Source organism: Archangium lipolyticum (genome assembly GCF_024623785.1).
In the GTDB taxonomy this organism is placed as follows: domain Bacteria; phylum Myxococcota; class Myxococcia; order Myxococcales; family Myxococcaceae; genus Archangium; species Archangium lipolyticum.
Genome location: NZ_JANKBZ010000057.1, coordinates 1 through 20,965 on the forward strand (window position 1 = coordinate 1; position 20,965 = coordinate 20,965).

16 protein-coding genes and 1 pseudogene are annotated in these 20,965 nt (G+C 68.5%); 9 read left to right on the plus strand and 8 right to left on the minus strand.

The genetic code is table 11. The annotated features are described in order from the left end of the window. Both NR810_RS52985 and NR810_RS50585 read right to left on the minus strand, forming a co-directional pair. Positions 1-159 (minus strand): GNAT family N-acetyltransferase (locus NR810_RS52985; RefSeq protein ID WP_407653910.1); only part of this gene is annotated, 159 nt, incomplete at its 3' end. 34 nt (positions 160-193) lie between these two features. Then, positions 194-1,606 (minus strand): MFS transporter, encoded by a 1,413-nt coding sequence (locus NR810_RS50585; RefSeq protein ID WP_257463356.1) that lies wholly within the window; start codon positions 1,604-1,606, stop codon positions 194-196. Between the two features lie 143 nt (positions 1,607-1,749). Here NR810_RS50585 and NR810_RS52990 point away from each other — a divergent pair, with 143 nt between their 5' ends. After that, the gene (locus NR810_RS52990) at positions 1,750-2,223 is read left to right on the plus strand and encodes an Imm52 family immunity protein (RefSeq protein ID WP_407653909.1); all 474 of its coding nucleotides are present in this window, start codon (positions 1,750-1,752) and stop codon (positions 2,221-2,223) included. Here the strand turns inward: NR810_RS52990 and NR810_RS50590 are convergent. Continuing rightward, positions 2,201-3,370: a hypothetical protein gene (locus NR810_RS50590; RefSeq protein WP_257463357.1), complete on the minus strand. Its 1,170-nt coding sequence runs from the start codon at positions 3,368-3,370 to the stop codon at positions 2,201-2,203. The two genes, NR810_RS52990 and NR810_RS50590, sit on opposite strands and share 23 nt — an antisense overlap. Positions 3,371-3,631: 261 nt before the next feature. Here NR810_RS50590 and NR810_RS50595 point away from each other — a divergent pair, with 261 nt between their 5' ends. The 3 genes from NR810_RS50595 to NR810_RS50605 all read left to right on the plus strand — a co-directional run bounded on the left by NR810_RS50595 (position 3,632) and on the right by NR810_RS50605 (position 7,755). Beyond that, positions 3,632-4,987 (plus strand): MEDS domain-containing protein, encoded by a 1,356-nt coding sequence (locus NR810_RS50595; protein WP_257463358.1) that lies wholly within the window; start codon positions 3,632-3,634, stop codon positions 4,985-4,987. Between the two features lie 140 nt (positions 4,988-5,127). Beyond that, a complete protein-coding gene (locus NR810_RS50600; RefSeq protein WP_257463359.1) occupies positions 5,128-5,985 on the plus strand; it encodes a DUF2381 family protein in 858 nt (285 codons plus the stop codon). A 12-nt stretch (positions 5,986-5,997) separates the two neighbouring features. Further along, the gene (locus tag NR810_RS50605; RefSeq protein WP_257463360.1) at positions 5,998-7,755 is read left to right on the plus strand and encodes a serine/threonine protein kinase; all 1,758 of its coding nucleotides are present in this window, start codon (positions 5,998-6,000) and stop codon (positions 7,753-7,755) included. 353 nt (positions 7,756-8,108) lie between these two features. Here the strand turns inward: NR810_RS50605 and NR810_RS50610 are convergent, their stop codons facing one another. Beyond that, positions 8,109-10,361, minus strand: a complete 2,253-nt coding sequence (locus NR810_RS50610) for a thrombospondin type 3 repeat-containing protein (RefSeq protein ID WP_257463361.1) — start codon at positions 10,359-10,361, stop codon at positions 8,109-8,111. A gap of 437 nt (positions 10,362-10,798) precedes the next feature. Here NR810_RS50610 and NR810_RS50615 point away from each other — a divergent pair, with 437 nt between their 5' ends. Genes NR810_RS50615 through NR810_RS50630 form a run of 4 tightly spaced genes read left to right on the plus strand, consistent with a single transcriptional unit; the run spans position 10,799 to position 15,422 of the window. Beyond that, positions 10,799-11,758 carry a hypothetical protein gene (locus tag NR810_RS50615; RefSeq protein WP_257463362.1) on the plus strand — a complete coding sequence of 320 codons (960 nt, stop codon included), beginning with the start codon at positions 10,799-10,801 and terminating at the stop codon, positions 11,756-11,758. Positions 11,759-11,781: 23 nt separating this feature from the next. After that, on the plus strand, positions 11,782-13,290 hold the full coding sequence (locus tag NR810_RS50620; RefSeq protein WP_257463363.1) for an NlpC/P60 family protein: 1,509 nt from the start codon (positions 11,782-11,784) through the stop codon (positions 13,288-13,290). Positions 13,291-13,338: 48 nt separating this feature from the next. Then, positions 13,339-14,031, plus strand: coding sequence for a response regulator transcription factor (locus NR810_RS50625; protein ID WP_257463364.1), 693 nt, complete (start codon positions 13,339-13,341; stop codon positions 14,029-14,031). Next, entirely contained in the window at positions 14,028-15,422 is a 1,395-nt protein-coding gene (locus tag NR810_RS50630) for a sensor histidine kinase (RefSeq protein ID WP_257463365.1), read from the plus strand. The genes NR810_RS50625 and NR810_RS50630 overlap by 4 nt, the downstream gene beginning before the upstream one ends. On the opposite strand, the gene NR810_RS50635 is transcribed toward NR810_RS50630, so the two are convergent. From NR810_RS50635 to NR810_RS50645, 3 genes are all read right to left on the minus strand, one after another. Next, a complete protein-coding gene (locus tag NR810_RS50635) occupies positions 15,370-15,711 on the minus strand; it encodes a hypothetical protein (protein WP_257463366.1) in 342 nt (113 codons plus the stop codon). The two genes, NR810_RS50630 and NR810_RS50635, sit on opposite strands and share 53 nt — an antisense overlap. A 69-nt stretch (positions 15,712-15,780) precedes the next feature. Next, a complete protein-coding gene (locus tag NR810_RS50640; protein ID WP_257463367.1) occupies positions 15,781-17,727 on the minus strand; it encodes a serine/threonine-protein kinase in 1,947 nt (648 codons plus the stop codon). 49 nt (positions 17,728-17,776) lie between these two features. Then, positions 17,777-18,241, minus strand: coding sequence for a TerB family tellurite resistance protein (locus tag NR810_RS50645; protein WP_257463368.1), 465 nt, complete (start codon positions 18,239-18,241; stop codon positions 17,777-17,779). 237 nt (positions 18,242-18,478) lie between these two features. On the opposite strand from NR810_RS50645, the pseudogene NR810_RS53100 reads away from it, so the two are divergent. Then, positions 18,479-19,150 (plus strand): annotated as a pseudogene (locus tag NR810_RS53100) (NmrA family NAD(P)-binding protein); the annotation flags it as partial. Between the two features lie 216 nt (positions 19,151-19,366). Here the strand turns inward: NR810_RS53100 and NR810_RS50650 are convergent. After that, on the minus strand, positions 19,367-20,845 hold the full coding sequence (locus tag NR810_RS50650) for a Kelch repeat-containing protein (protein WP_257463369.1): 1,479 nt from the start codon (positions 20,843-20,845) through the stop codon (positions 19,367-19,369). Positions 20,846-20,965 lie beyond the last annotated feature (120 nt).

Below are 20,965 nucleotides of genomic sequence, written 5' to 3' on the forward strand. Positions count from 1 at the left end.
GATGCGGTTCAGGTTCAGGGCGTCGAAGCCATGGCGGATCGCCGCGCGCAGCGCTTCGGTCGCATAACCTTCACCCCAGTGGCGGCTGGCGAGCGCGTAGCCGATCTCGCAGCGGCGGTTCTGCTCGCAGAAATGGTGCAGGCCGACGTTGCCGATCAATTCGCCGGTCGAAGGACCGGGGCCGCGCCGCCGCTCACCGGGGCCTCGACGCGTCCCCGTGCTTCCCGCCAGGGACGAGCACCCAGGCGCACACCCCGCCCACCGCGCACAGCGCGGCGGAGAGCCACAGCGCGCGGTGCACGCCCGCGAGGAAGCCCGCCCCGACACGGCCTGTGAGCCCGCACACCCCGGGGAGCAGTGCCACGGCCAGTAATCCCGCGATGCGCGCCACCGCGTTGTTGAACCCCGAGGCGATGCCCGCCTGGCTCCCGGCGACACTGGCGAGCACGGTGGCGGTGAGCGGCCCGACGGTGAGTGCGAGCCCCAGCCCCAGTCCCACCGCGCCCGGGAGGACGGAGTCCACGTAGCTCCCACCGCGCTCGATGCGGGTGAACAGGGCGAGCCCCACCGCGCAGACGAGCGGCCCGATGAGCATGAGCACGCGCGAGCCGAGCCGCTGCGCGAGCCCGCCCACGAGAGGGGAGAGCAGGAGCATCAGCACCGTGATGGGGAGCAGCGAGGCGCCGGCCTCCAGGGGCGAGTAGCCCACCTCCTGCTGGAGCGCGAGCACGATGAAGAAGGTGGCGCCGCCGAGCGCGAAGTAGACGGCGAGGGTGGTGAGGTTGGCGCCGCGGAAGGCGCGGGAGCGGAAGAGGCCGAGGGGCAGCATGGGATGCCCCCCGCGCGCCTGGAGCAGGACGAAGAGCCCGAGCGCGAGGACTCCCCCGAGGCCGGAGGTGACGGACAGGGTGGACCACCCCTGCACGGGGCCCTCGATGAGGGCGAAGACAATGCCCCCGAGCCCGAGCGTGACACTCAGGGCACCTCCGCCATCGAGCTCGCGCACCGGGCGGCCAGGCGCGATGGCGGGGACGAAGCGGCGGCCGGCCCAGGCGGCGAGCAGGGCCAGGGGCATGTTGAGGAAGAAGACGGCGCGCCACGACCAGACCTCGATGAGCCATCCTCCCAGGAGGGGCCCCACGGCGGTGCTGACACCGGAGAGTCCGGCCCAGGCCGCGACGGCGCGGTCCCGGTCCTTCTCGGAGAAGGATGTGCGCAGGAGGGCGAGGCTGGTGGGGACGAGGAGCGCGGCGCCAAGGCCCTGGGCGGCGCGAGCGGCGGCGAGCAAGCCCACGCTGGTGGCGATTCCACACAGCCCCGAGGTGACGACGAAGGCGCCGAGTCCGGTGAGGAAGATGCGCCGCTGGCCGAAGGCATCCCCGAGCGCGCCTCCGGTGAGGACGAGCGCACCCAGGGCGAGCAGGTAGGCATCCACGGTCCACTGCAGGCCGGACAGTCCGGTGCCCAGCTCCTCGCCGAGTGAATGGAGGGCGACGTTGACGGCGGTGGAGTCGAGGAACGCCATGCTGCTGCCCAGCGCGCTGGCGAGCAGCACGCCGCGGCCGCGGCCACTCGAATAGCTGACGGTCTCCGGGGCGTGGGCCATGTGCGCAACCCTGTCCGGTCACGCGCACCTTGGCCATACGCGCGCGGGGCAGGCGTTGGCGGCCGCACAACCCATGGATGCCTTCGATGGGCAGCACCCGCGCGAGGCGGACTGCCTCGCGCGAGCCTCTCCGCGGGAAGTAGATGCCGGAGCGAGATGGTAATCCCAGTTGGGGTTGTAGGCTGAATATTCATGGGCGATTTCATGCGGAAGCCTTCTTCAGCCTGCTCGCTTCATGCGACCCGAGCCTCACTCATTGGTTCAAGAAGGGCCGAACCCTCGAGGAAGCGCTGACGCACCGCTTCGAACCCAATGCGGCGAGTCTCGCGAAGGTATTCAACCAGCAAGCGCGGGAAGAAGGACGCTTCGCCACGGATGGTTTCTCGCTGAGCGGATGGAATGGAGCAACTCACGAAGTTCAGGTCGAGCCCGTCGAGGACAAGGGGACTCCAACCCCGCCCATGTGGCGTTGGCCCTCGATGTCTCCGAACGCCTTGCCCGGGCCGGTCTCCTCACCCCACTTCGCCCCTGGTGGGAATGATGCCCTTCATCGACTCGGCCACGGGCAGGGGTCTCCTTGTTCGAGGAGGCCCGCTATCCCGTCTGCTGCGCGTTGAGTGGAACCACCTGCGCCTGTGGAGGCTCCGAGGCCAGCAACTCGTGAATGACCTCCTCGTTGTCGAAGTAGCGCCAGTGCGTCTCGCCGGTCAGCCGGGCCAGCCACCCCAACCCATGCTGGATGGGCTTCTGAAGGACCACGCCCTGCGGCGCCTTCTTGATGGGGATCGGGAAGCCGAACCAGTCCTCCGAGGAGTAGATGTCGATCCACTGTTTCACGTGGCTGTTCACCGCGCAGCGATCAATCTCCGTCTGGATCCATTCCGCGCGCCGGGAGAACAGCTCCAGAGGGCCCGCCAGGGAGATGAACCGCAGAGGCACCTTCTTGTCGGAGTCGTAGTCCGCCAGGATATCCACCGCGATGGCCACGCCAAAACTGTGCGCCACGACGGTCACCCGCTCGTACTGGCCTGATTCGCAGACGTTCTGGAGGACCCGGCGAACCCGGTTGCGGATGCGGTAGCGCAATCCCAGTTCCTTCGGTGAAGCGCACTCATTGCGCAGGTAGCGCTGTGTGAAGTCGCTGATGTCGACCACCATGGACACAGGCAGCACGCCCATGACGAGTGAAGCGATGACCCAGGCCTTCAAGCTCCCCATCATCGCCCCCCAGTCCTTGAGGGTGGGAACAAGCTTCCCCCACAGGGAGGCCGCCATCGAGGGCGCTTCCGTGGAACCCGGCATCAGCCCGAACAGGTTCCCCAGGAACTGGGGGTCGGAGCCCGCTTGGGAGAAGAGCAGCGTGAGCCCGCCGTAGAGCCAGAACGTCATCAGCAGGAGCATCACGGCCATGTTGAACGACAGCCACTTGTATTTGCCGAGACCCGCCCAGACCTTGGGGTGGAGCCAGTAGAAGAGCACCCTCAACCCACGCCCCACCCGGTTCACCAGATGCTCCTGGGTGAGGCGGGTGACGAGGTCGCCCCAGTAGGCCTCGTAGACATCCAGGGTCCGCTCTGGCTGACCGGGTCGGGTCACCCGCAGCCGCACCCCTTCCACACCCGCCACGGCCTGGGCTTCGCTCCGAATCACCTCCCCGGTTTCCGGGACCTGCTCGAGCGCGGCGATCAACCGATCGCGGTTGAAGTCCTTCTGCCCGGCCTCAGACCCATGAATCAGAACGATCGCTTCTGTCTTTCCGCTCATCGCTCTCCCCCTGGGGAGCCTTCAGTACGTGAACTCTACACCATGAGAAGGACAAGAAGGAGGGCACCACCAACTACGTGAAGACGGGGGTGGACGCCCGCGGCAGTGGGTTGGCGCTCCCTGGCCCTCCGTGTCCTCGGTGAGCAGGCGGGCATGGGACGCCCGTCCTCTCGGCTGCTTTATCGGCAGCGGATGAACTATTTCCAACGGAGGCATGCTTCCCGTGTTGTCGGCTGGATTCCTTCGGCGTTAGGGGGCCTCATGCTCGAACAACTTCGACCCAGTGGACTCTCGGCCGTGGGCTCCCTGCCCTGGGGAGCGCATTTCTGCCAGTTCTACGACGCGCAGGAGGACCTCGTGGACTCGCTCGTGCCGTTCTTCAAGGCGGGCCTCGACAGCAATGAGAAGTGCCTGTGGGTCACCTCGGAGCCGCTTCCCGCCCAGGACGCTCGGACGGCCCTTCGCCAGGCGGTCCCGGACATCGCCGAGCGCGAGCGGCGCAATCAGATTGAGATCATCGACCATCACGACTGGTACAAGGCGACGGGGAAGACCGACCCGGACTCCACCTTGCGAGGATGGGTGGAGCGGGAGGAGCGGGCCCGGGCGGATGGGTTCGCCGGGCTGCGGCTGACGGGCAACACCTACTGGGTCGAGCGCTCGGATTGGAACGGCTTCGTCGATTACGAGGCGCGCGTCTCGAAGGTCTTCCAGAGCCGTCACATCATCGGTCTCTGCAGCTATTGCCTGGGGCGGTGCCAGCCCCATGACATCCTGGACGTGGTCACCAACCACCAGTTCGCCCTCACGCGCAGGGCGGGCGACTGGCAGATGATCGAAAGCGCCGCGCTGAGCATGGCGAAGGATGAGCTGCACCGCCTCAACGCGGAGCTCGAGCACCGGGTACTCGAACGGACCGCGGCGCTGGAGCAGGCGGTGCGCTCGCGGGATGAGTTCCTCTCCGTCGCGTCACACGAGCTGAAGACCCCCATCACCTCGCTCCAGCTCTATGTGCAGGGGATGGTTCGCGCCCAGACGAAGGGAACGCTGACGGCGGAGCAGCTCAACGCCCGGTTGAACCGGGTGCAGGTGCAGTGCGGCCGGCTCGAGCGGCTCATCAACAACCTGCTCGATGTCTCCCGAGCCGATGCCAAGGCACCGGCGCTCCAGCGGGAGTCCTTCGACATGTCGGAGCTCGTGGCGGATACGACGGAGCGCTTCGCGGAAGAGTTCGCACGTGCGGGTTGCCAGGTCACGGTCGAGGCCCGTGAACCCGTCGTGGGCTGCTGGGACAGGATGCGGCTGGAGCAGGCGGTCACCAACCTGCTGCAGAACGCGGTCCGCTATGCCCCGGGCGCTCCCGTCCACGTCCGGGTCCAGAGCGAAGGCCCCTGGGTGCGGATCGTCGTCCGGGACGAGGGCCCGGGCATCGCCGAGAAGGACCACGCTCGAATCTTCGAGCGCTTCGCCCAGGTGGAAAGCGAGCGGTTCGCGGGCGGCTTCGGCCTGGGTCTCTGGATCGTGAAGCAGGTGGCCGAGGCCCACGAGGGCAGCGTGACGCTCGTCAGCCGTCCCGGCGCGGGCGCGACGTTCACCCTCATGCTGCCCTGTGACTGAAACCGAATAGGTGGCCGACGAGACCGAAGCGCCCCCGCGGAAAGAAACGGCGCTCGCTGGCCACGCCGCCCACGTGGTGCATCTGCTAGGGTGAACCGCAGAGGTCAACCACTCTGGCACTACCATCACCTCTTCTCCTGATGCTCCTCACCCTGTCCCTGGCGGCGCCGGCGGCAGCGCAGACTCAGCCTCCCGCTCGCGAGCAGCAGCAACGCCAGGTCCTCCTCCCCAGCAACCCCAATGAGGCGGTTCCCGAGGCGCGGGTGGCGGTGGGCGTGGCCACCTACCTGCGCTTTGACGCCCCCCTCGACAGGGCCTCGGTGGAGGTGGAGGGGCGGCCGGCGCGTTTCCGGTGGGTGGAGGTGGGCGAGCGCCTCATCGCCGTGGAGCCCTCCGTCGATCTGGACGCCGAGGAGAAGCTGGTGGTGCGGGTGCGCTACCGGGACGGAGCCTCCCCCACGGTGGCCACGCTCGTGCTCGTCACCCACCCCACGCTGGTGGACAAGGAGGTGGAGGTGGTGCGCCGCCCGCGCACGGTGGAGGCGTTGGAAGCAGCCCTGGCGGAGAAGGAGAAGGCCCTGGCGGCGTTGCAGGCCACGAGTGGGCCTGCCGGGCTCGTCTTCTCCGGGCGGCTCAACCTCGAGGGCGTACAGGCCCGGCTCATGGTGAATGTGCCCACTGGCACCCAGAGTGGGCTGAAGGTGCAAGGGGGAGAGGGGTATCGCGCCGGTACCTGGGCGCTTGCCGTCGTCCGCGTGCGCAACCTCCCGGGGCAGAAGCCCTGGGCGCCGGGGCAGGCGCGACTCACCCGGCCAAACGGCACGCCCGTGAAGGTGCGCTCCGTGGACATGGACAGGGCGCTGCTTGGGTCCGGCGAGGAGGGCCTCGTAGTGCTGGAGACGGAGGCCCCCTTCTGGGATGCGGGTGAGATCCTCCGCCTGGAGTTGCTGGACAAGAGCGGCACCCGGCGTCTCTCCCTCCCCGAAGTGAAGCTGTAGGAGCGCCAGCCCATGACGGCGGAAGTCCTTCACCCCGATCATCTCCAACCCGGCCACATGGTGGGTCCCTGGCGCATCGTCCAGGTGCTGGGACGTGGCGGCTCCTCCCGCGTCTTCATGGTGGAGCGCGACAACAAGCCCTACTCCTTGAAGATGGGGCTCCTGCCGCTCTCCGAGGCCCGGGAAGAGCTTTCGGAAGAGGAGTACGTGGAGGAGATGAGCGCCTACCGGCGGCTGGCACGCGAGGCGGCGGCCCTCTTCACCTATGCCTCCCACCCCAACCTGCTGCGCCTGCACGCGGTGGACTGCTGGCCCAACCCCAGCAATGGCTATCCCTTCCTCGTCACCGACTACGTGGACGGGGACAACTGGCATGAGTGGCGCTGGCACAACCCTCCTCATGCCGCCAGGCTGGTGGACACCTTCTCCAGCGTGGTGCGCACCGTGGGCGTGCTGCACCAGCGCGGCGTGTACCACCGAGACCTGAAGGCGGAGAACCTCCTCATCCGTCGGCAGGACGGCCGCCCCTTCCTCATCGACTTCGGCACCGTGCGTCTGCCGGGAGCCCTCACCAGAACCATGGGCGTACCCGAGGGTGTCATGCACCTGCTGCCGCCCGAGCTCCTGGCCTACACACGCACCGAGGCGTGGAAGAAGGGCGTGCCCTTCCACGGGGGCGCTGCCGCCGACCTGTACGCCCTGGGGGTGCTGCTCTTCCAGGCCCTCACGGACCTGCACCCCTTCAGCCCGGAGCTGCCGGACGAGCAGCTGGTGGCCGCCATCGCCACCGTCATCCCAGCTCCACCCCACCTCCTCAACCCCCTGGCGCCGCGCGCTCTCAGCGACATCGCCCTGCGGTTGCTGGAGAAGAAGCCGGAGGACCGGTACCCCAGCACCGGGGCGCTGCTGCTGGCGTTGGAGCAGGCAGCCGAGCAGGAGAGACGCTCCCCCGCCTGGAAGGTGCCGCTCTTCGAGTCCGAGCCGCGCCCGGTAGGGCCAACGCCTCCGAAAGAGGTGGCGCCGCCGCCGCCGGCCCAGCCTCCCGAAACGGCGGGCGCGGCCCCGGAGGAGGCTCCCCAGCCGCAGGAGGCCCCTCCGGCTGCGCCTGCTCGTCCCCGGCGCGCAAGGTGGCCCCGGGTGCTGCTCGCGGGCCTGACTGTGGTCGGCCTTGTCTTGTGGCTGGCACGCTCCACACTCGCGCCCCTACCCGAGGCGCTCCCGCCTCGGTCTGGCCCTGCCGAGAAAGGAAGCCCGCCCGTGTCCACCACTCACCCCGCCACCTCCTCGAGTTTCCTCGCCGCCTGGCTGTGCGCTGCCCTCGGCCTCGGCTGCCCCGCCGTCCAGGTAAAGCCCCCAGAGCCCGAGGACTGCCCCAGGGAGGCGGCCGAGGCCATGGCGGAGCTGAAGCTTCGGAGGGGCAGCCGTCTTCAGGCTGTCGTGGACGTCAACCAGCCCGGCGATATCAGCGAGGCGGGCGTCTACCAGGACGGACCCGTTACCGGACGCCTCACGGTGGGAGACGGCAATCTGCCCGTGGGGACGCTGCTCCACGGCCGCCTCTGGACGGGCCCCGGCATCTACTATGACGGCGAGGAACCAGCCGTCATGGGCCGCTACACGCTGGCCGTGCTGCCCGACGGGCGGAAGTACCCCGTGTGCATCGTGCTGGGCGACTGGGACGGGCGGGTGCCCAAGCATGAGGGTTCCAAAGAGGGGGCCACCGTGCTGAATCGCGAGTTGCCGGTGAGCGCCGTCCAGCGCTGGCCGTGAGGCTCGAGGCCCCGAAGAGGTCTTGCGCGCCTGCTACGGGATGCCTCCGCCACCAGCCAATCCCAGCCCTATGGGAGTGTCCGACAAGTTCTTCGACATCGTCGGGAGCGACATCGGCGCCGCGCCACATCGAGGTGCGCGCCGGCCGCCCAGCGGCCTACCCAACTCGCGGAGACAACACCGAACGTGGTGCGCGTTCGAGCTAGAAGCCCGCCCCAGAGGCACCTTCCGGTCGCGAGCTGCCCGAACTGGCCCGACCATCGGACCAGTTGCTCGAACTCGCGCCCGGAGACCGCCTCATTTTCTCTCCGCGACGATGTTGAAGAACGTGTCGGACACTCCACTGGCTCGAACTACCGGCCGCCGCAGCTCGACTGACCGGCGGTCGAAGTGGCCTCGCTCTTCTGCGCCTCGGTCATGAGGGCCAGCTTGACCAGCGACTGGCTCGACTGCGCGACACACGAGACGTACTGGCCATGGTTCTTCCACGCCACCGACGAACCGCGCGGGCCGGCGCACGGGCAGAGCTGTGCGAGGGAGCAGCCGGTCGCCGGGTCGATGAACGGGGAGCCCAACACCGTCACCGCGCAGATATCGGCGGTGTCACCGACGCCGTCGTTGTCGTCGTCCGCATCGCAGGTATCACCCTGCGTGTCACCGTCGAAGTTCGACTGGCTGCTGTTCGCGACGAAGGAGCAGTTGTCGCCCGCGTCGCTCACGCCGTCATTGTCGTCGTCCGCGTCGCAGACATCGCCCTGACCGTCGCTGTCGTTGTTGGCCTGGTCGGCATTGACGATGACCGCGCAGTTGTCATTGCCGTTGTCCACGGTGTCACCATCCATGTCGGCATCACACACGTCTCCCTGACCGTCCCGGTCGAGGTCGTTCTGGGTCGCATTGGTGGTGGTGGTGCAGTTGTCGGAGCGGTTCGACACGCCGTCACCGTCCATGTCGCCGTCGCAGACATCGCCCTGCCCGTCGAAATCCATGTCCCACTGATCCGCGTTGGCCACCGCCGCGCAGTTGTCGAGCGCGTTCTGCACGGTATCGCCATCGAGATCCGGGTCGCACACGTCGCCGAGCGAATCGTTGTCGGTGTTGGCCTGGTCGGCATTTTCCACCAGGGCGCAGTTGTCGGAAGCATCGCCCACGGTGTCGTTGTCATCGTCCGAGTCGCAGGCATTGCCCTGTCCGTCATCGTCCGTGTTGAGCTGGTCCTTGTTGGACAGCACGGGGCAATTGTCCGAGGCGTCGAGGAGCGTGTCATTGTCATCGTCGGCGTCGCACACATCGCCCTGGGCGTCACCGTCCAGGTTGGACTGGTCGGTGTTGGCCATGCGAGCGCAGTTGTCGCTGCTGTCGGCGATGGCGTCGTTGTCATCGTCCGCATCGCACGCATCGCCGAGGCTGTCGGTGTCCAGGTCCGACTGGTCGTTGGGGACCGTCGAGCAGTTGTCCGTGGTGTCCGGGGTGCCGTCGTTGTCGTCGTCGGCGTCGCAGGCGTCGCCCGCGCCATCGCCATCCAGGTCCGCCTGGTCATTCGGGGTGCTGGGGCAGTTGTCCGCGGCATCGAGCAGGCCATCGCTGTCGTCGTCGCCGTCGCAGACGTCACCCTGGCCATCGGAGTCGATGTCGGACTGGCTGCTGTTGGAGGTCACGGCGCAATTGTCATGGCCGTCCGCCACGCCGTCGTTGTCGTCGTCGTTGTCACAGATGTCGCCCTGGTGGTCGGCGTCGTTGTCGGCCTGATCGACGTTCGAGAGCAGCGCGCAGTTGTCGCTCGTATCCACGACGGAGTCATTGTCGTCGTCGGCGTCGCAGGCATCGCCGGTGGCATCGCCGTCGTTGTTGGCCTGATCGGCGTTGGCCACGGCCTTGCAGTTGTCATTCGTGTCCGGGATGCCGTCGTTGTCCGCGTCAAGGGACTCGAGCGTGCAGATGGCCGAGCAGCCATCGCCGCCCGCCTTGTTGCCGTCATCGCACTGCTCGCTTCCCTGCACGATTCCGTTGCCGCACACGATCCCTTCACAGACGTCGCCCTGGCCGTTGCCGTTCGCGTCGGTCTGCGCCGGGTTGTAGTCGTTCGGGCAATTGTCGACGTTGGCGCATTTGCCGTCCTGGTCACCGTCATTGGCGGCGTCCAGGGGGCACGAGTCGACTTCATTGCAGGTGCCGTCGAAGTCGGCGTCCGCACAGGAGCCACCGCCAAAGGTCAGGGCGGGAAAGCTGCAATACGGGGCCTGGATGGCCGTTGTCGCATCGAAAGTGATTGCGTGGGACGAGGATGAGAAGGCGCTCGTGAAGGTCTGGTAGAAGGCCACTGGCTGCGTGTTGTTCGGGCACTTCCAACACTGCACATCGGCGGGCAGCTGCGACGCCTGGATGAGGCCAGAGAAGGGATAGCCAAATTCATCAAGGATGATCTTGCCAGTCGGCTGCGTGGTCTCGGTGTGGTAGGTCCCCGCGTAGAACGTCGTCACACCACCCGAGTCGCGCCAGCAGATCTCCGTCGTGTGCGCGCTCGCGGCAGCCGGGACCATCAGCGTCATGGTGCCGAGCAGCGCGAGGGTCCAAGGGGGGGATGAAAAGAGTCGTTTCAGGGACATGGTTCTCCTGGGAAGGGGATGTTCGTCCGAGCTGAACTCACAAAAGCTGTTGAGCTGGAGCAGTCAGCACGGGATGCAGCGCCTGCCTGACAGTCAGGCAGATGTTGGACATGGCGCTGCTCAACAGCCGTACCAACCCCGGCAATTCCAAGGGGAAATTCAACAGCCTCACAGGGCTGGCCATGTCGTCGCCATGATGGTGTTATTTTTGAAGGCAAACATTTTCATCGCCAACCAACAGGACGATCGACAACGGGCAGCGGTAGGCGCCCGCTCGCCAGGCTACTACATAGCGGCCGGGCAGAAGGCCCTCCGTGCCGGGCCCGTGGGCTGTGACGGCTTGAGCCTCGACACCCCGCGGCCTTGACCGGCGCTCCACACTTCCTCAACAACTCCCCGGCAAGGTGTTCCCTGTCAGTTCAACCGAGGGGGAACCCATGTCGAGCATCGGCAAGTCGTTCAAGAAGGCATTCAAGAAGGTCAAGAAGACCACCAAGAAGGCGGTCAACAAGGTCGCCGACACCACCAAGGACGTCGCTGACAAGACGGCCAACGCCGTCACCGGTGCGGCCCAGACGGTGTCGAACGAGGTGGGTCGTGAAGCCCAGGAGCTGGCGCGCGACGTGGAGCAGCTGACGCGGGACACCGCCCGGTTCGCCGAGAAGGCCTATGCCGAGGCACTGGAGGCCGGGGAGGCCGCCTGGGACGCGACCGTCGAGCTCACGGAGCGCTTCCTGACGGACGCGCTGGCCGAGCTCGCCGAGGAACTGGCCGAGGACATCTGCCGCGACCACCGCAAGCTCATCGAGTGCATGGTCGAGACGGGGCACGAGCTGCTGAAGGACCCCGCCAGCCGCAAGGACGTGGAGCGGCTCCTCGACGCCGCCGCCCACAAGCGGAGGGATGAGAAGACCGAGAAGACCACCGACTCGCTGTCGAAGAACAAGTCGATGAACCGCCTGGGGGCCGAGGCCCGGGGAAAGGATCTCATCACCCTCTCCGTCGGCACCGGCGGCGGCGCGGCCTTCATGGCTGGCGCCGAGGGCAGTGTCGGCTTCGCCTACGACTATCCGAACAAGAAGCAGCTGCGCGGGTACTTCGGCGTGGGTGGGGTGTCAGGCTTTTCGATCGGCACGTCGATGGCCCTCCAGATTGGCGCGTGGGGGAGCATGCCATCCAATCTCGACGGCCCCTATCTGGCGGTGGCCGTGGAGCTCTACGTCAAGGGCGGTGGCGGCATCCAGGTCGTCTTCTCCCTGCCCACTTCGGAGAGTGATTGGCTGGATTTCGCCAAGGGGGGAAAGCTCAAGCTCAAGCTCGCCGGCCTCGTCGTGTCCATGGGGGGCGGAGGCGAGTTCAGCGCCTCGGTCAGCGCTGGCTACACCTGGGTGTACTGACCTCGCGACGCTGGAGAACCGCCTTGCATCCACGAATCGCAATCACGCGTCGCGGCATGTCGCGCGCCTTGCCATGGCTCATCGCCTCGCTCCAGCTCGTGCCCGTGTCCGCGCGGGCCCTGGGCCGGGAGGAGGTGATGGCGGAGGCCGCCCGGTTCGCGCAGCACCCCTGGGAGATGCGCGCCGCCAACCAGAAGGGGACCTGCCCGGGGGAGTACCGCAGTGACCATGCCCTCGGGAAACAGATCGGTGTCCCCTATGCCTGGGGCGGCTCGATGGACCTGGCCGAGTTCGATCGGCGCATCGGCGCGGGGCAGGCCGCTGGCAGCCACAGCGGCGACGGCATCCTGACGTGTGTCGCGGGAGTCGACTGCTCGGGCTTCATCTCCCGGGTGTGGCGGCTCGCGAAACGCGAGTCCACTTCCACCCTCGGCACCGTGACCCGCCCCATCACGCTCGAGGAGTTGCTGCCCGGCGATGCCCTCAACAAGGCGGGCAAGCACGTCGTGCTCTTCGCCGGGACCCGTGCCGATGGCAAGCCGATCATCTACGAGGCCTCCGGCAGCGCCTCACGCGTGCGGATGGCGACTCCGAGCTGGTCGTATCTCGCCGGCTATGTGCCCATCCGGTACCCGGGCATCGAGGACACGCCCGCGGTGGCCTCCGCGGCGCCTGCTCCGGCGCCCGCGGCTCCTCCCACGGCCACCACCGCGCCCCAGGTGGTTCTGGCCTCGGCCACCCCCGCGGCCCGTGGGCCGGCCACTGCCCGGCTCTCGCTGCGCTACGGTGTCGACGTGGGCTTCACGCCCGCGTCGGAGGACGCGCAGTCCATGGGCCCCGACTACCTGGCGGCGGGTCCGAAGGGGACCGTCGCCCTCTATGACCGGGTCCGCCGCCGGGTCTTGGTCCTCGGACGGGAAGGGGTGCGCGGCGCCTTCGATGCCGGGCTCGCCGATGGCCTGGGCTTCACCCGGCAGGGCGAGCTCATCGTCATGGATGGCACCCGGCACCAGCTTCGTCTCCACCGCATCAGTGGGGAGCTGCTGCGCACCGTCGACATCCCGCGCGAGGGCCTCCTGGGAGCGCTCACTCTCGATGACGGCGTCCTCCTCGCCACTTCACCGGAGGGCGAGCAGAAGGTCATCGCCGAGCTGGTCAACGGAAAGCCGCAGCGGCCGCGCAAGAGCGTGGACCTCTCCCAGCAGCAGGTGTTGCGCTGGAAGGAGGGTGTCGGGGGAGGGCGGATCGCGGAGGTAGGCGGTGAGACCCTCACCCTTCCGGAAAAGGCCCGCGTCTCGGCCCGGCGGCTCGGGACGTGGATCGAGCTGGTGATTGCCACCAGCGATGCGGGAGGGACCCGGGTCGAGGTGAAGCGCACCCTGCGCCGGCGGGGACAGGTGGTGACCCTCCCCGATGCCACGCGCGGCGCCTACACGCCGATCGCCGACCTGGCCGTCGACCCGGACGGCGCCATCGTCTACCTCGAGCCCGGAGCCCAGGAGGTCTCCCTGACCTGGCTCGATGCCGGATGACGCGGATGCGATACTGGGGCGCCACGCGCCCTGGGAGGAGCCCTCTCGATGAGCAGCAACACCGGTCCCATCCTGGTCGTGGAGGATGATCCCCCCATCGCCGCCGGCCTCGTGCGCGGGCTGAAGCTGGCGGGTTTCCAGGTGACGCTCGCGACGGACGGACGGCTCGCGCTCGAAGCGGCGGAGCGGGAGCGGCCCGTCCTGGTGGTGCTCGATCTCAACCTTCCGGAGCGGGATGGTTTCGAGCTGCTCGAGGCCTGGCGGACGCGGCTGCGCGTTCCCATCATCGTCCTCACCGCGCGCCAGGAGCTCGAGGCCCGGTTGCGCTCCTTCGGCCTGGGGGCCGCGGACTACCTCTCCAAGCCCTTCTGGATGGAGGAGCTGGTCGCTCGCATCCGGGCGCGGCTGCGACTCGTGGACGAGGGCCCGCGGCGCGTGCTGCGCTGGGACGACATCACCCTGGACCTGGAGGCCCGGGTGGTGAGCCGCGAGGGACTGGGCCCGCTCTCGTTCACGCGCCACGAGTTCGATGTGCTGCTCTACCTCGCCGAGCGCCCGGGCCGCTCCCTCACCCGGGAGCAGATCGGCACCCAGGCGCTGCCCGCCAACGAGGATCGGGACGAGCGGACGGTGGACTCCCACATCGCGAGGATCCGCAAGAAGCTCGGGCCGGCGGGAGGGCGCCTCAAGACGGCCTGGGGAATTGGCTACCGCTTCGAGCCGCCGGAGCGCGCACCATGAAGCTCTGGAGGAGCCTGGGCCTGCGCATCCTCGTCGCGGCGGCCGTAATGGGGTTGCTCGCGACGCTCGGCTCCTCGTACCAGGCCTTCCTGGCGGGCGGAACGCTCGCCATCCGCATCAGCTCGCGGACCTTTGGCGAGGCCATTCTGAGGGAACATGGCGAGGCCTGCCGCTCGTCACCGGAGGGCTGGTCCTTCCGGACGCGCGACGGCGTGGTGCTGGAGGCCTTCGACGTCGCGGACACCTCGGGCAGGCGCCCATCGCCCGAGCTCCTCGAGCGCATGCGTGAGGGCGAGGAGCAGCCCGTCATCTTCTACTTCCCACTCTTCGACAGGAGTGCCACGTGGGGTGGGGCCACGCTGTTCCGGGTGGGGGAGGGTGGACCCTGTAGCCTCATCGAGTGCCGGTGGCCGCTCTTCGGCGAGCGTTACCGGGAGGGCCGGTGGATGTTCCTGGCGGCCGTGCTCAGCTCGTCCCTCATGGCGGCGCTGTGTACCTTCGTCGTCATCGCCCCGCTGCTGCGGCGGTTCCGCCGGCTGCACCAGGCGGCGGGCGGTATTGGCGGTACGGCCTATGCGTCGGCGGGGGACGAGACTCCCGACGAGCTGGGCGAGCTGTCCCGGGTGCTGGACGCCACCCATGGCCGTGTGCTGGCGGACGCGGCCCGGATCGAGACCCAGAAGCACGCGTTGGAGCGGCACCTGGCGGACGTGGCGCATGACCTGAAGACGCCCATCGCCTCGCTGCAGCTGGCGCTCGAGCTCGCGTCGGCGGGGCCCGCCGAGGCGGTCTCCGAGCTGCTGGTGCAGGGCCTCGAGGACACCGTCTACCTGACGGCGCTCGTGGAGAACCTCCGCCTGGCGTGTCAGCTGGGCGAGGGGGTGGATCCGCTGGCGGGGGAGCCGCGGGTGGAGCTCGGACAGACGCTCGAGCGGGTCGTGCGGCGGCTCGGCTTGCTGGCGCGGCGGAGGGAGCTGTCCCTGGAGGCCGCGCGGCCGGACGAGAACGTCTGGGTGCGCTGCAACCCGACGATGATGGAGCAGGCCATCGTCAACCTGGTGCACAACGCCCTCACGCATGGGAACAAGGAGGGCCACGTGGTCATCGTGCTCGAGCCCGAGGGGGCCGAGCGCTTCCGGCTGACCGTGCTCGACGATGGCCCGGGGCTGTCGCCGGCCGAGCTGGAGCACCTGGGGGAGCGCTCGTTCCGCTCGGCGGACGCCCGGCGGAGGGATCCGCGCGGGAGCGGGTTGGGGGTGGCCATCGTGCGCGAGCTGTGCCGGCGCGTGGGGTTCGGGCTCACGTTCAGCGCCAACGCACCTCATGGCCTGAAGGTGGTCATCGACGGCGCGCGGGCCGAGCCTCCCTCCGAATCCCTTGTGCTTCCGTAGCGGCCGTGCCCGGTCGACCCAGCTCCTGGGCGAGGAGCTCGGCGACCAGCCGGACCCGGCGGCTGGTGCGCACGTCCTGATGCGTGACGAGCCACGTCGGGAAGGTGAGTGGAGGAAGGTCCTTCAGCACGCGGCGGACGGAGGGGTCGGCGTCGCCCACCTCGGAGACCATGATGCCGATGCCCGCGCCTTCGCGGACGAGCGCCCACTGCACGTGCTGGCTCTGGCTGAGAAGAGACCAGAGCCTGGCTGCCTGGACCTCGTCCGTCGGTTGGAGAACGAGGTGCATCCGCGAGGTGTCAGAGGAGCAACGCGCTCCGGGAGAGCCCACCCGGAGGCTCCGAAGCAGGAGTCCGTCTCAGGAGGACGTGTCCGCGAGGAACGCGTGGAGGGCGTCGACGCAGACCGCGGGCACACCCTTTTCGGAGCTGTCGTGACGCATGGTGGCGGCATGCCCGCCCTCGTAGAGGGTCAGGGTGCCCACCGGCAGATCTCCGCAGGCGGCGACCAGACGATCCTGGCGTGAGTACATCGACAGGACGCGCAGGTTGCTTCGCGTAGGCTCCCGGAGCTGGAAGGGCTGGGGAATGTGATGCTCCACCAGGGACTGGATGGCGGGTCCAGGTGACTCGCCCCGGGCCTGGGCCAGATAGGCGACGAGATCCAACGGGCGCCGGACGCAGGAGTCGAGGCTGAGGGCGGTGACGCGGGGGTGCAGGTCGGCCACGAGCACAGCGGCGATGGCTCCGTGCGAGGCGGAGACGAGCACGACCTCACTGGCGCCCAGGCATTCGGTGACGTAGTCGATGGCATCCCAGAGCAGGACCGTCTCCCAGCGACCCGCCGTCACCAGGGCCTGTCCACTGCTGTTGCGCACGCCCATGTGGGTCAGGACGAAGAGCCCTTCGAGTCCCCGGGCGAGCAGCGCCGAGGCGAGTGCCGCCTCCGCCTCGAGGGAAGCCCGGAAGCCGGGGAGGAAGAGCACGGCGCGCCGGCAATTCCCCGAGGGGATGCAGAGCAGCTCGCAGAACGGACCATCCGTGCGGGAGAGGGGCGGCGCCGCCGTGAAGTGCCGGTGGCGGGCCAGGAGGCTCTCGAGCGCCACCCGAGACGTGCTCAGGGGGTCGTGGCACAGGATGTCGGTGGGACGGTGGGGGGTGCCCGCACGCCCGAGCTCGGTCCAGTGGGGGTAGGGGTGGACGGTCAGGTCCGGCACCTGGATGGATTCCCGGGTGGGGACGGCCCGCTTGAGCGCTTTCGCCATCCCCCGTGGCTCCGTCTCGGTGGCCAGTGCCGCGAGGCTGAGCGGCTCCCGAGCCTCCATGGGAGGCAGGGGCCAGGGCTCGCCCGCGGCCAGGGCGGGCAGGTGCGGGTTTTGACGCTTCCAGGCTTCGAGTGCGCAGGCCCGGACGAGCCCACTCTCGACGAGCCGAGGGTCTACTCCCGGCGCGGGAATCAGCTCAAGACCGCGGTCGAGCTCGACGCGAAAGACGGCTTCGTCCTCCTGCTGTGTCTCGTCGATCGTGACGAAGAAGCGGTCGGGCTGGACGTCGGGATCATAGGGGATCCACATCCACCAATCCCGGACGAAGGCGAAGGAGCGGGCATGGGGGATGCCCGTGTCCGACACGGAGCGGCCGAGGACGGAGGGCGCGGAGCCGCCTTTCGCGAGGCTTCCCTTTCGCTCGAAATAGCGGACGTACTGCTCCCACCCCGGCTCTTCCAGGAGGGTGACGTAATCGGTGGTGTGGGTCTTGGGTCCGGCGTCGACCAGCACCCATCCGTCCTGCCAGCAGATGTTCTTGGGTGACAGATCGACGAGGAAGCCCAGGCGTGCGTAGACGCTGGCGACTTCACGCAGGGCCTCGACGAAGGAGTCTCGCTGCTCCGGATGGAGGGCGCCCTGGAGGATGAGCGTCTGGAGGGTGGGCCCCCGCAACAATTCCTTGAGCAGGGCGTGGGGGGCTCGCTCGATGAGCCGGGCGGGGCGCAGCGCGGAGAAGCGGGTCAGCACTTCGCTGACGTCGGCCTCGAGGCGGAAGCTCTCCTGGAACGTGCGGATGGACGCGCGGGCACGCTTCAGGGCGAAGAGCTCCCCGGTATCGGCGCAGCGGGCCTCGGAGACGGTTCCGACCAGGCCGCTGCCAAGGGGCGCGCCCAGCCGCAGGGTCCGGTCTCCGAGTCGCATGACGGTCCCTGGTGGGAGCAGGGTCGTCGCCGAAATCATCTCGCGCTTGAGCGCGTCGCTCCGGGTGACGGAGCTGAACAGGGCCAACTGGCCGGACGTCAGGCGCAGGCGGTACATGGCGTGGAGGAGGGAAGGAGAGGAGGATCCTCTCCTTCCATCACGGCATCTACTTCTTCTTCTTCGGGAACAGCCCCTTGCGCAGGTGCTTCACGGCGTGCTCGAGCTCGACGAGCGACTCGATGGACTTCACCGTGACCTCGTCCACCCCGAGGAGCTTGGCGGCCTGGGCGACGGCGGCCTTCTCCTCCTGGGCGTACTTCCCATCCGCGCGGGAGATCTCGATGGCATCGCGCAGGAGCATCTTCGCGCGCAGGCCACCGGGCTTCATCTTCGGCAGGACCGACTCGAGCTTGACGCCGCGGGCGTCGAAGGACTCGACCTGCTTCGTGAGGTCCTGCGTGAGCCCCAGCTTCGTGAGCCCCTTGCGGAGCGCCGCCAGCTCGGCCTCGTGGGCCTCTCCGTCGGCGCTGATGATGACCTTGAGCGCCTGGAGGTACTGCACCGCGTCGTTGTCCGACTTGGGCAGACGCCCGTAACGCTGCGCAACAGCGGTCTCGTTGAAATGAGCCATGTCATCCTCCAATGGGTGGTGGAATGTGGACTCCCTATCACAAACCGGCGCGTGCATGATGCGCTCGTTGACCCTCGAGTCCGCGCGGGTTCTCGTGGAGTGTGCCCGGACGTTACCGCACGCATGAGCCCTCTCCCGGGAAGTCCCGTCGCTGTTCGCAGCGCCCGCTCGCGCGGTCCGGTTCCCCCGAGGGCGTGTGGCGCGGTCTCTTGCGATGGAGCGTGTATGCCTGCTCACATGACGAAGGATGAAATTCTCGTACTCGGAGCCACGGGAACCACGGGGCGGAGGCTGACCGGCCTGCTGCGCGCTGCCGGAGCCTCGGTACGGGCTGCCTCCCGCCGGGGTGAGGTGCGCTTCGACTGGTCCGAGCCGGCGACGTGGGAGCCCGCGGTAGCTGGCGCCTCGCGGATGTATCTCATGGCGCCGCATGAGCTGCCCGTGGATCCCTCGTTCGTCCGGTTCGCGGTCGAGCGGGGGATGAGGCACATCGTGCTGCTGTCCAGCAGGGCCATCGAGGCCATGGGCGATGAACGGCTGATGGCGGCCGAGCGGACCGTGCGGGAGTCCGGGGCGGACTGGACGATCTTGCGGCCGGACTGGTTCAACCAGAACTTCGACGAGGGAGTGTTCCGGGAGGCGGTCATGGCGGGTGAGCTCGCGGTACCTCTGGGCGAGAGCCGCCAGGTGTTCGTGGATGCCGACGACATCGCGGCAGTCGCCGCGGTGGTGCTCTCCGAGGACGGCCATGCCGGACGGACCTACGAGCTGACCGGGCCCCGGGCACTGTCCTTCGCGGAAGCCCTCGAGATCATCAGCCGCGCGTCGGGCCGGAAGGTCCGTTTCCTGGGAACGGCCGAGGACTACCTGAACGCGATGGGCGCGTTGGGCCTCCCCCGGGAGCAGACGATGCAGGAGTGCGAGGCGTTCGCCGCACTGCGCGCTCTCGGTGACGGGGCGCCCAACGACGTCGTGCGACGGCTGACCGGGCGGGAGCCCAGGAGCTTCGAGTCGTATGCCGCCGACGCGGCCGCTCGTGGCGCATGGGCGTGGGGGGGGGGGGGGGGGGGGGGGTGGCGCGCCTGTGGCGGCGCGCCACGTCTCGCGGGGTGTTCCGGCCCGCCGTCAGGGAGACGGAGGGCCGTGCAGCCAGACCGTGCGCTGGGGAGTCGTCGAGAGGGGCTCCCCGGCATGGAGCTGGCCGCCCACGAGCAGCGTCTGGCCCGAGGGCAGCGGCGTCACGGTCATCCCCCAGGGGAGATCTCCGGGCAGATGACCCACCAGGCGCCAGACCTTCCTGGCCGGGTCGAACGCGCGCATCTTCCAGTACAAGGAATAGGTGCTGAAGAGCACCTGGCCCGAGTGCAATGGGTGGGTGGCGAAACGGAAGGGATTGGCCGAGGACGGGGACTCCGTGAGAGTCCAGGTGTTCGTCTCGGCTCGGTAGAGCTCCGCGAGCACGCCCCCCTGCGGACGGTGCCGGTAGAGGCACAGCACCTCACCGGAGGGGAGCAGGGAGAGGGACGTGTCGAGGGTCTTCTCCGTCGTCTTCATGGCGCCCGTGGGAGTCCAGGCGTCCGTGCCAGGGTCATAGCGCCATGCTCCCGGGACGGTGTTGGGAGGAGACCCGTTCCGGCCGGGGATGGAGCGCGTGCCGGCGGCCAGGACCTCGCCCGAGGGCAGACGGATGGCATCGTCCAGGGCGACCTCGGAGGAGAGCGCGGTGGCCGGGCGCCAGGTATTGGCCTCCGGGTCATAGAGCGCATTGCGTGGCTGTCCCGTCGCCTCCAGACCCAGCAGGAGGACCTTCCCGGACGCGAGCAGGACGGAGCGCTTCACGCGCGCGATCTCCCCCAGCTCCGAGGCCACCGTCCACGTGCCCGTCGAGGGCTCATAGCGCTCCACGGTGGTGGCGGCTCGCTGCTCGGAGGCTCCTTCGGCCCGGGCCCAGAACCCACCGACGACCAGCACCTTCCCGGAGGGAAGCAGGTGGGCCTGATGATCGAAGCGGGGCTGGCTCAGCGCCCCAGTGGGCGCCCAGGTCTTCGTCGAGGGCTCATACAACTCGGCGGAGGACTCCAGGACGGAGGGAATGGAGGCCTGGGTCGGAGTCTGGGTGGTGACGAACTCGGACACGCCCCCCACCACGAGCACCTTGCCCGAGGCGAGCCGCGTGGCCGTGTGGCCCACGCGGGGCCGGCTCATGGGCGCGCCCTCGTTCACCACGCAGCGGAACAGAGGGGTCTCCTGGAAGTGGAACTCGGCGGACGCGGTCCTCCCCCCCTCCTCGGTGATCGTCGCCGTCACGACCGGCATCGGAGCCCCCTCCGGGATGCAGTTGGGAGCCTTCCAGTTGGAATTGATGGGATGCTGGGCATCACGCGCCACCACGGTGCCGGCCGTGGCCGTCCACTGGATGGTGAAGGGTGCTCCGACTTCATAGGAGACGCTCAGGGTCACGTCCTCCCCACCCGACAGCTCGCTCGTGGACTGGTGGGCGACGTTGATGACCGGGCCCTGGGGCTGCCCGCATCCCGTGGTGAGCGCAAGCACTCCCGTCAGCCAGAGCACGGGTGCGGCTGACAGTCTCTGCAACTTCCGCATTGGTCTTCCCCCTCTTGTATGGCCGGGCCGCTGTGTGCGGACCCTCATGGACGACCACTTCATTTCCGTATCACATGAGCGATGAGGCGAATCCAGGAGTTGCTGCCGCTCCCAGAAAAT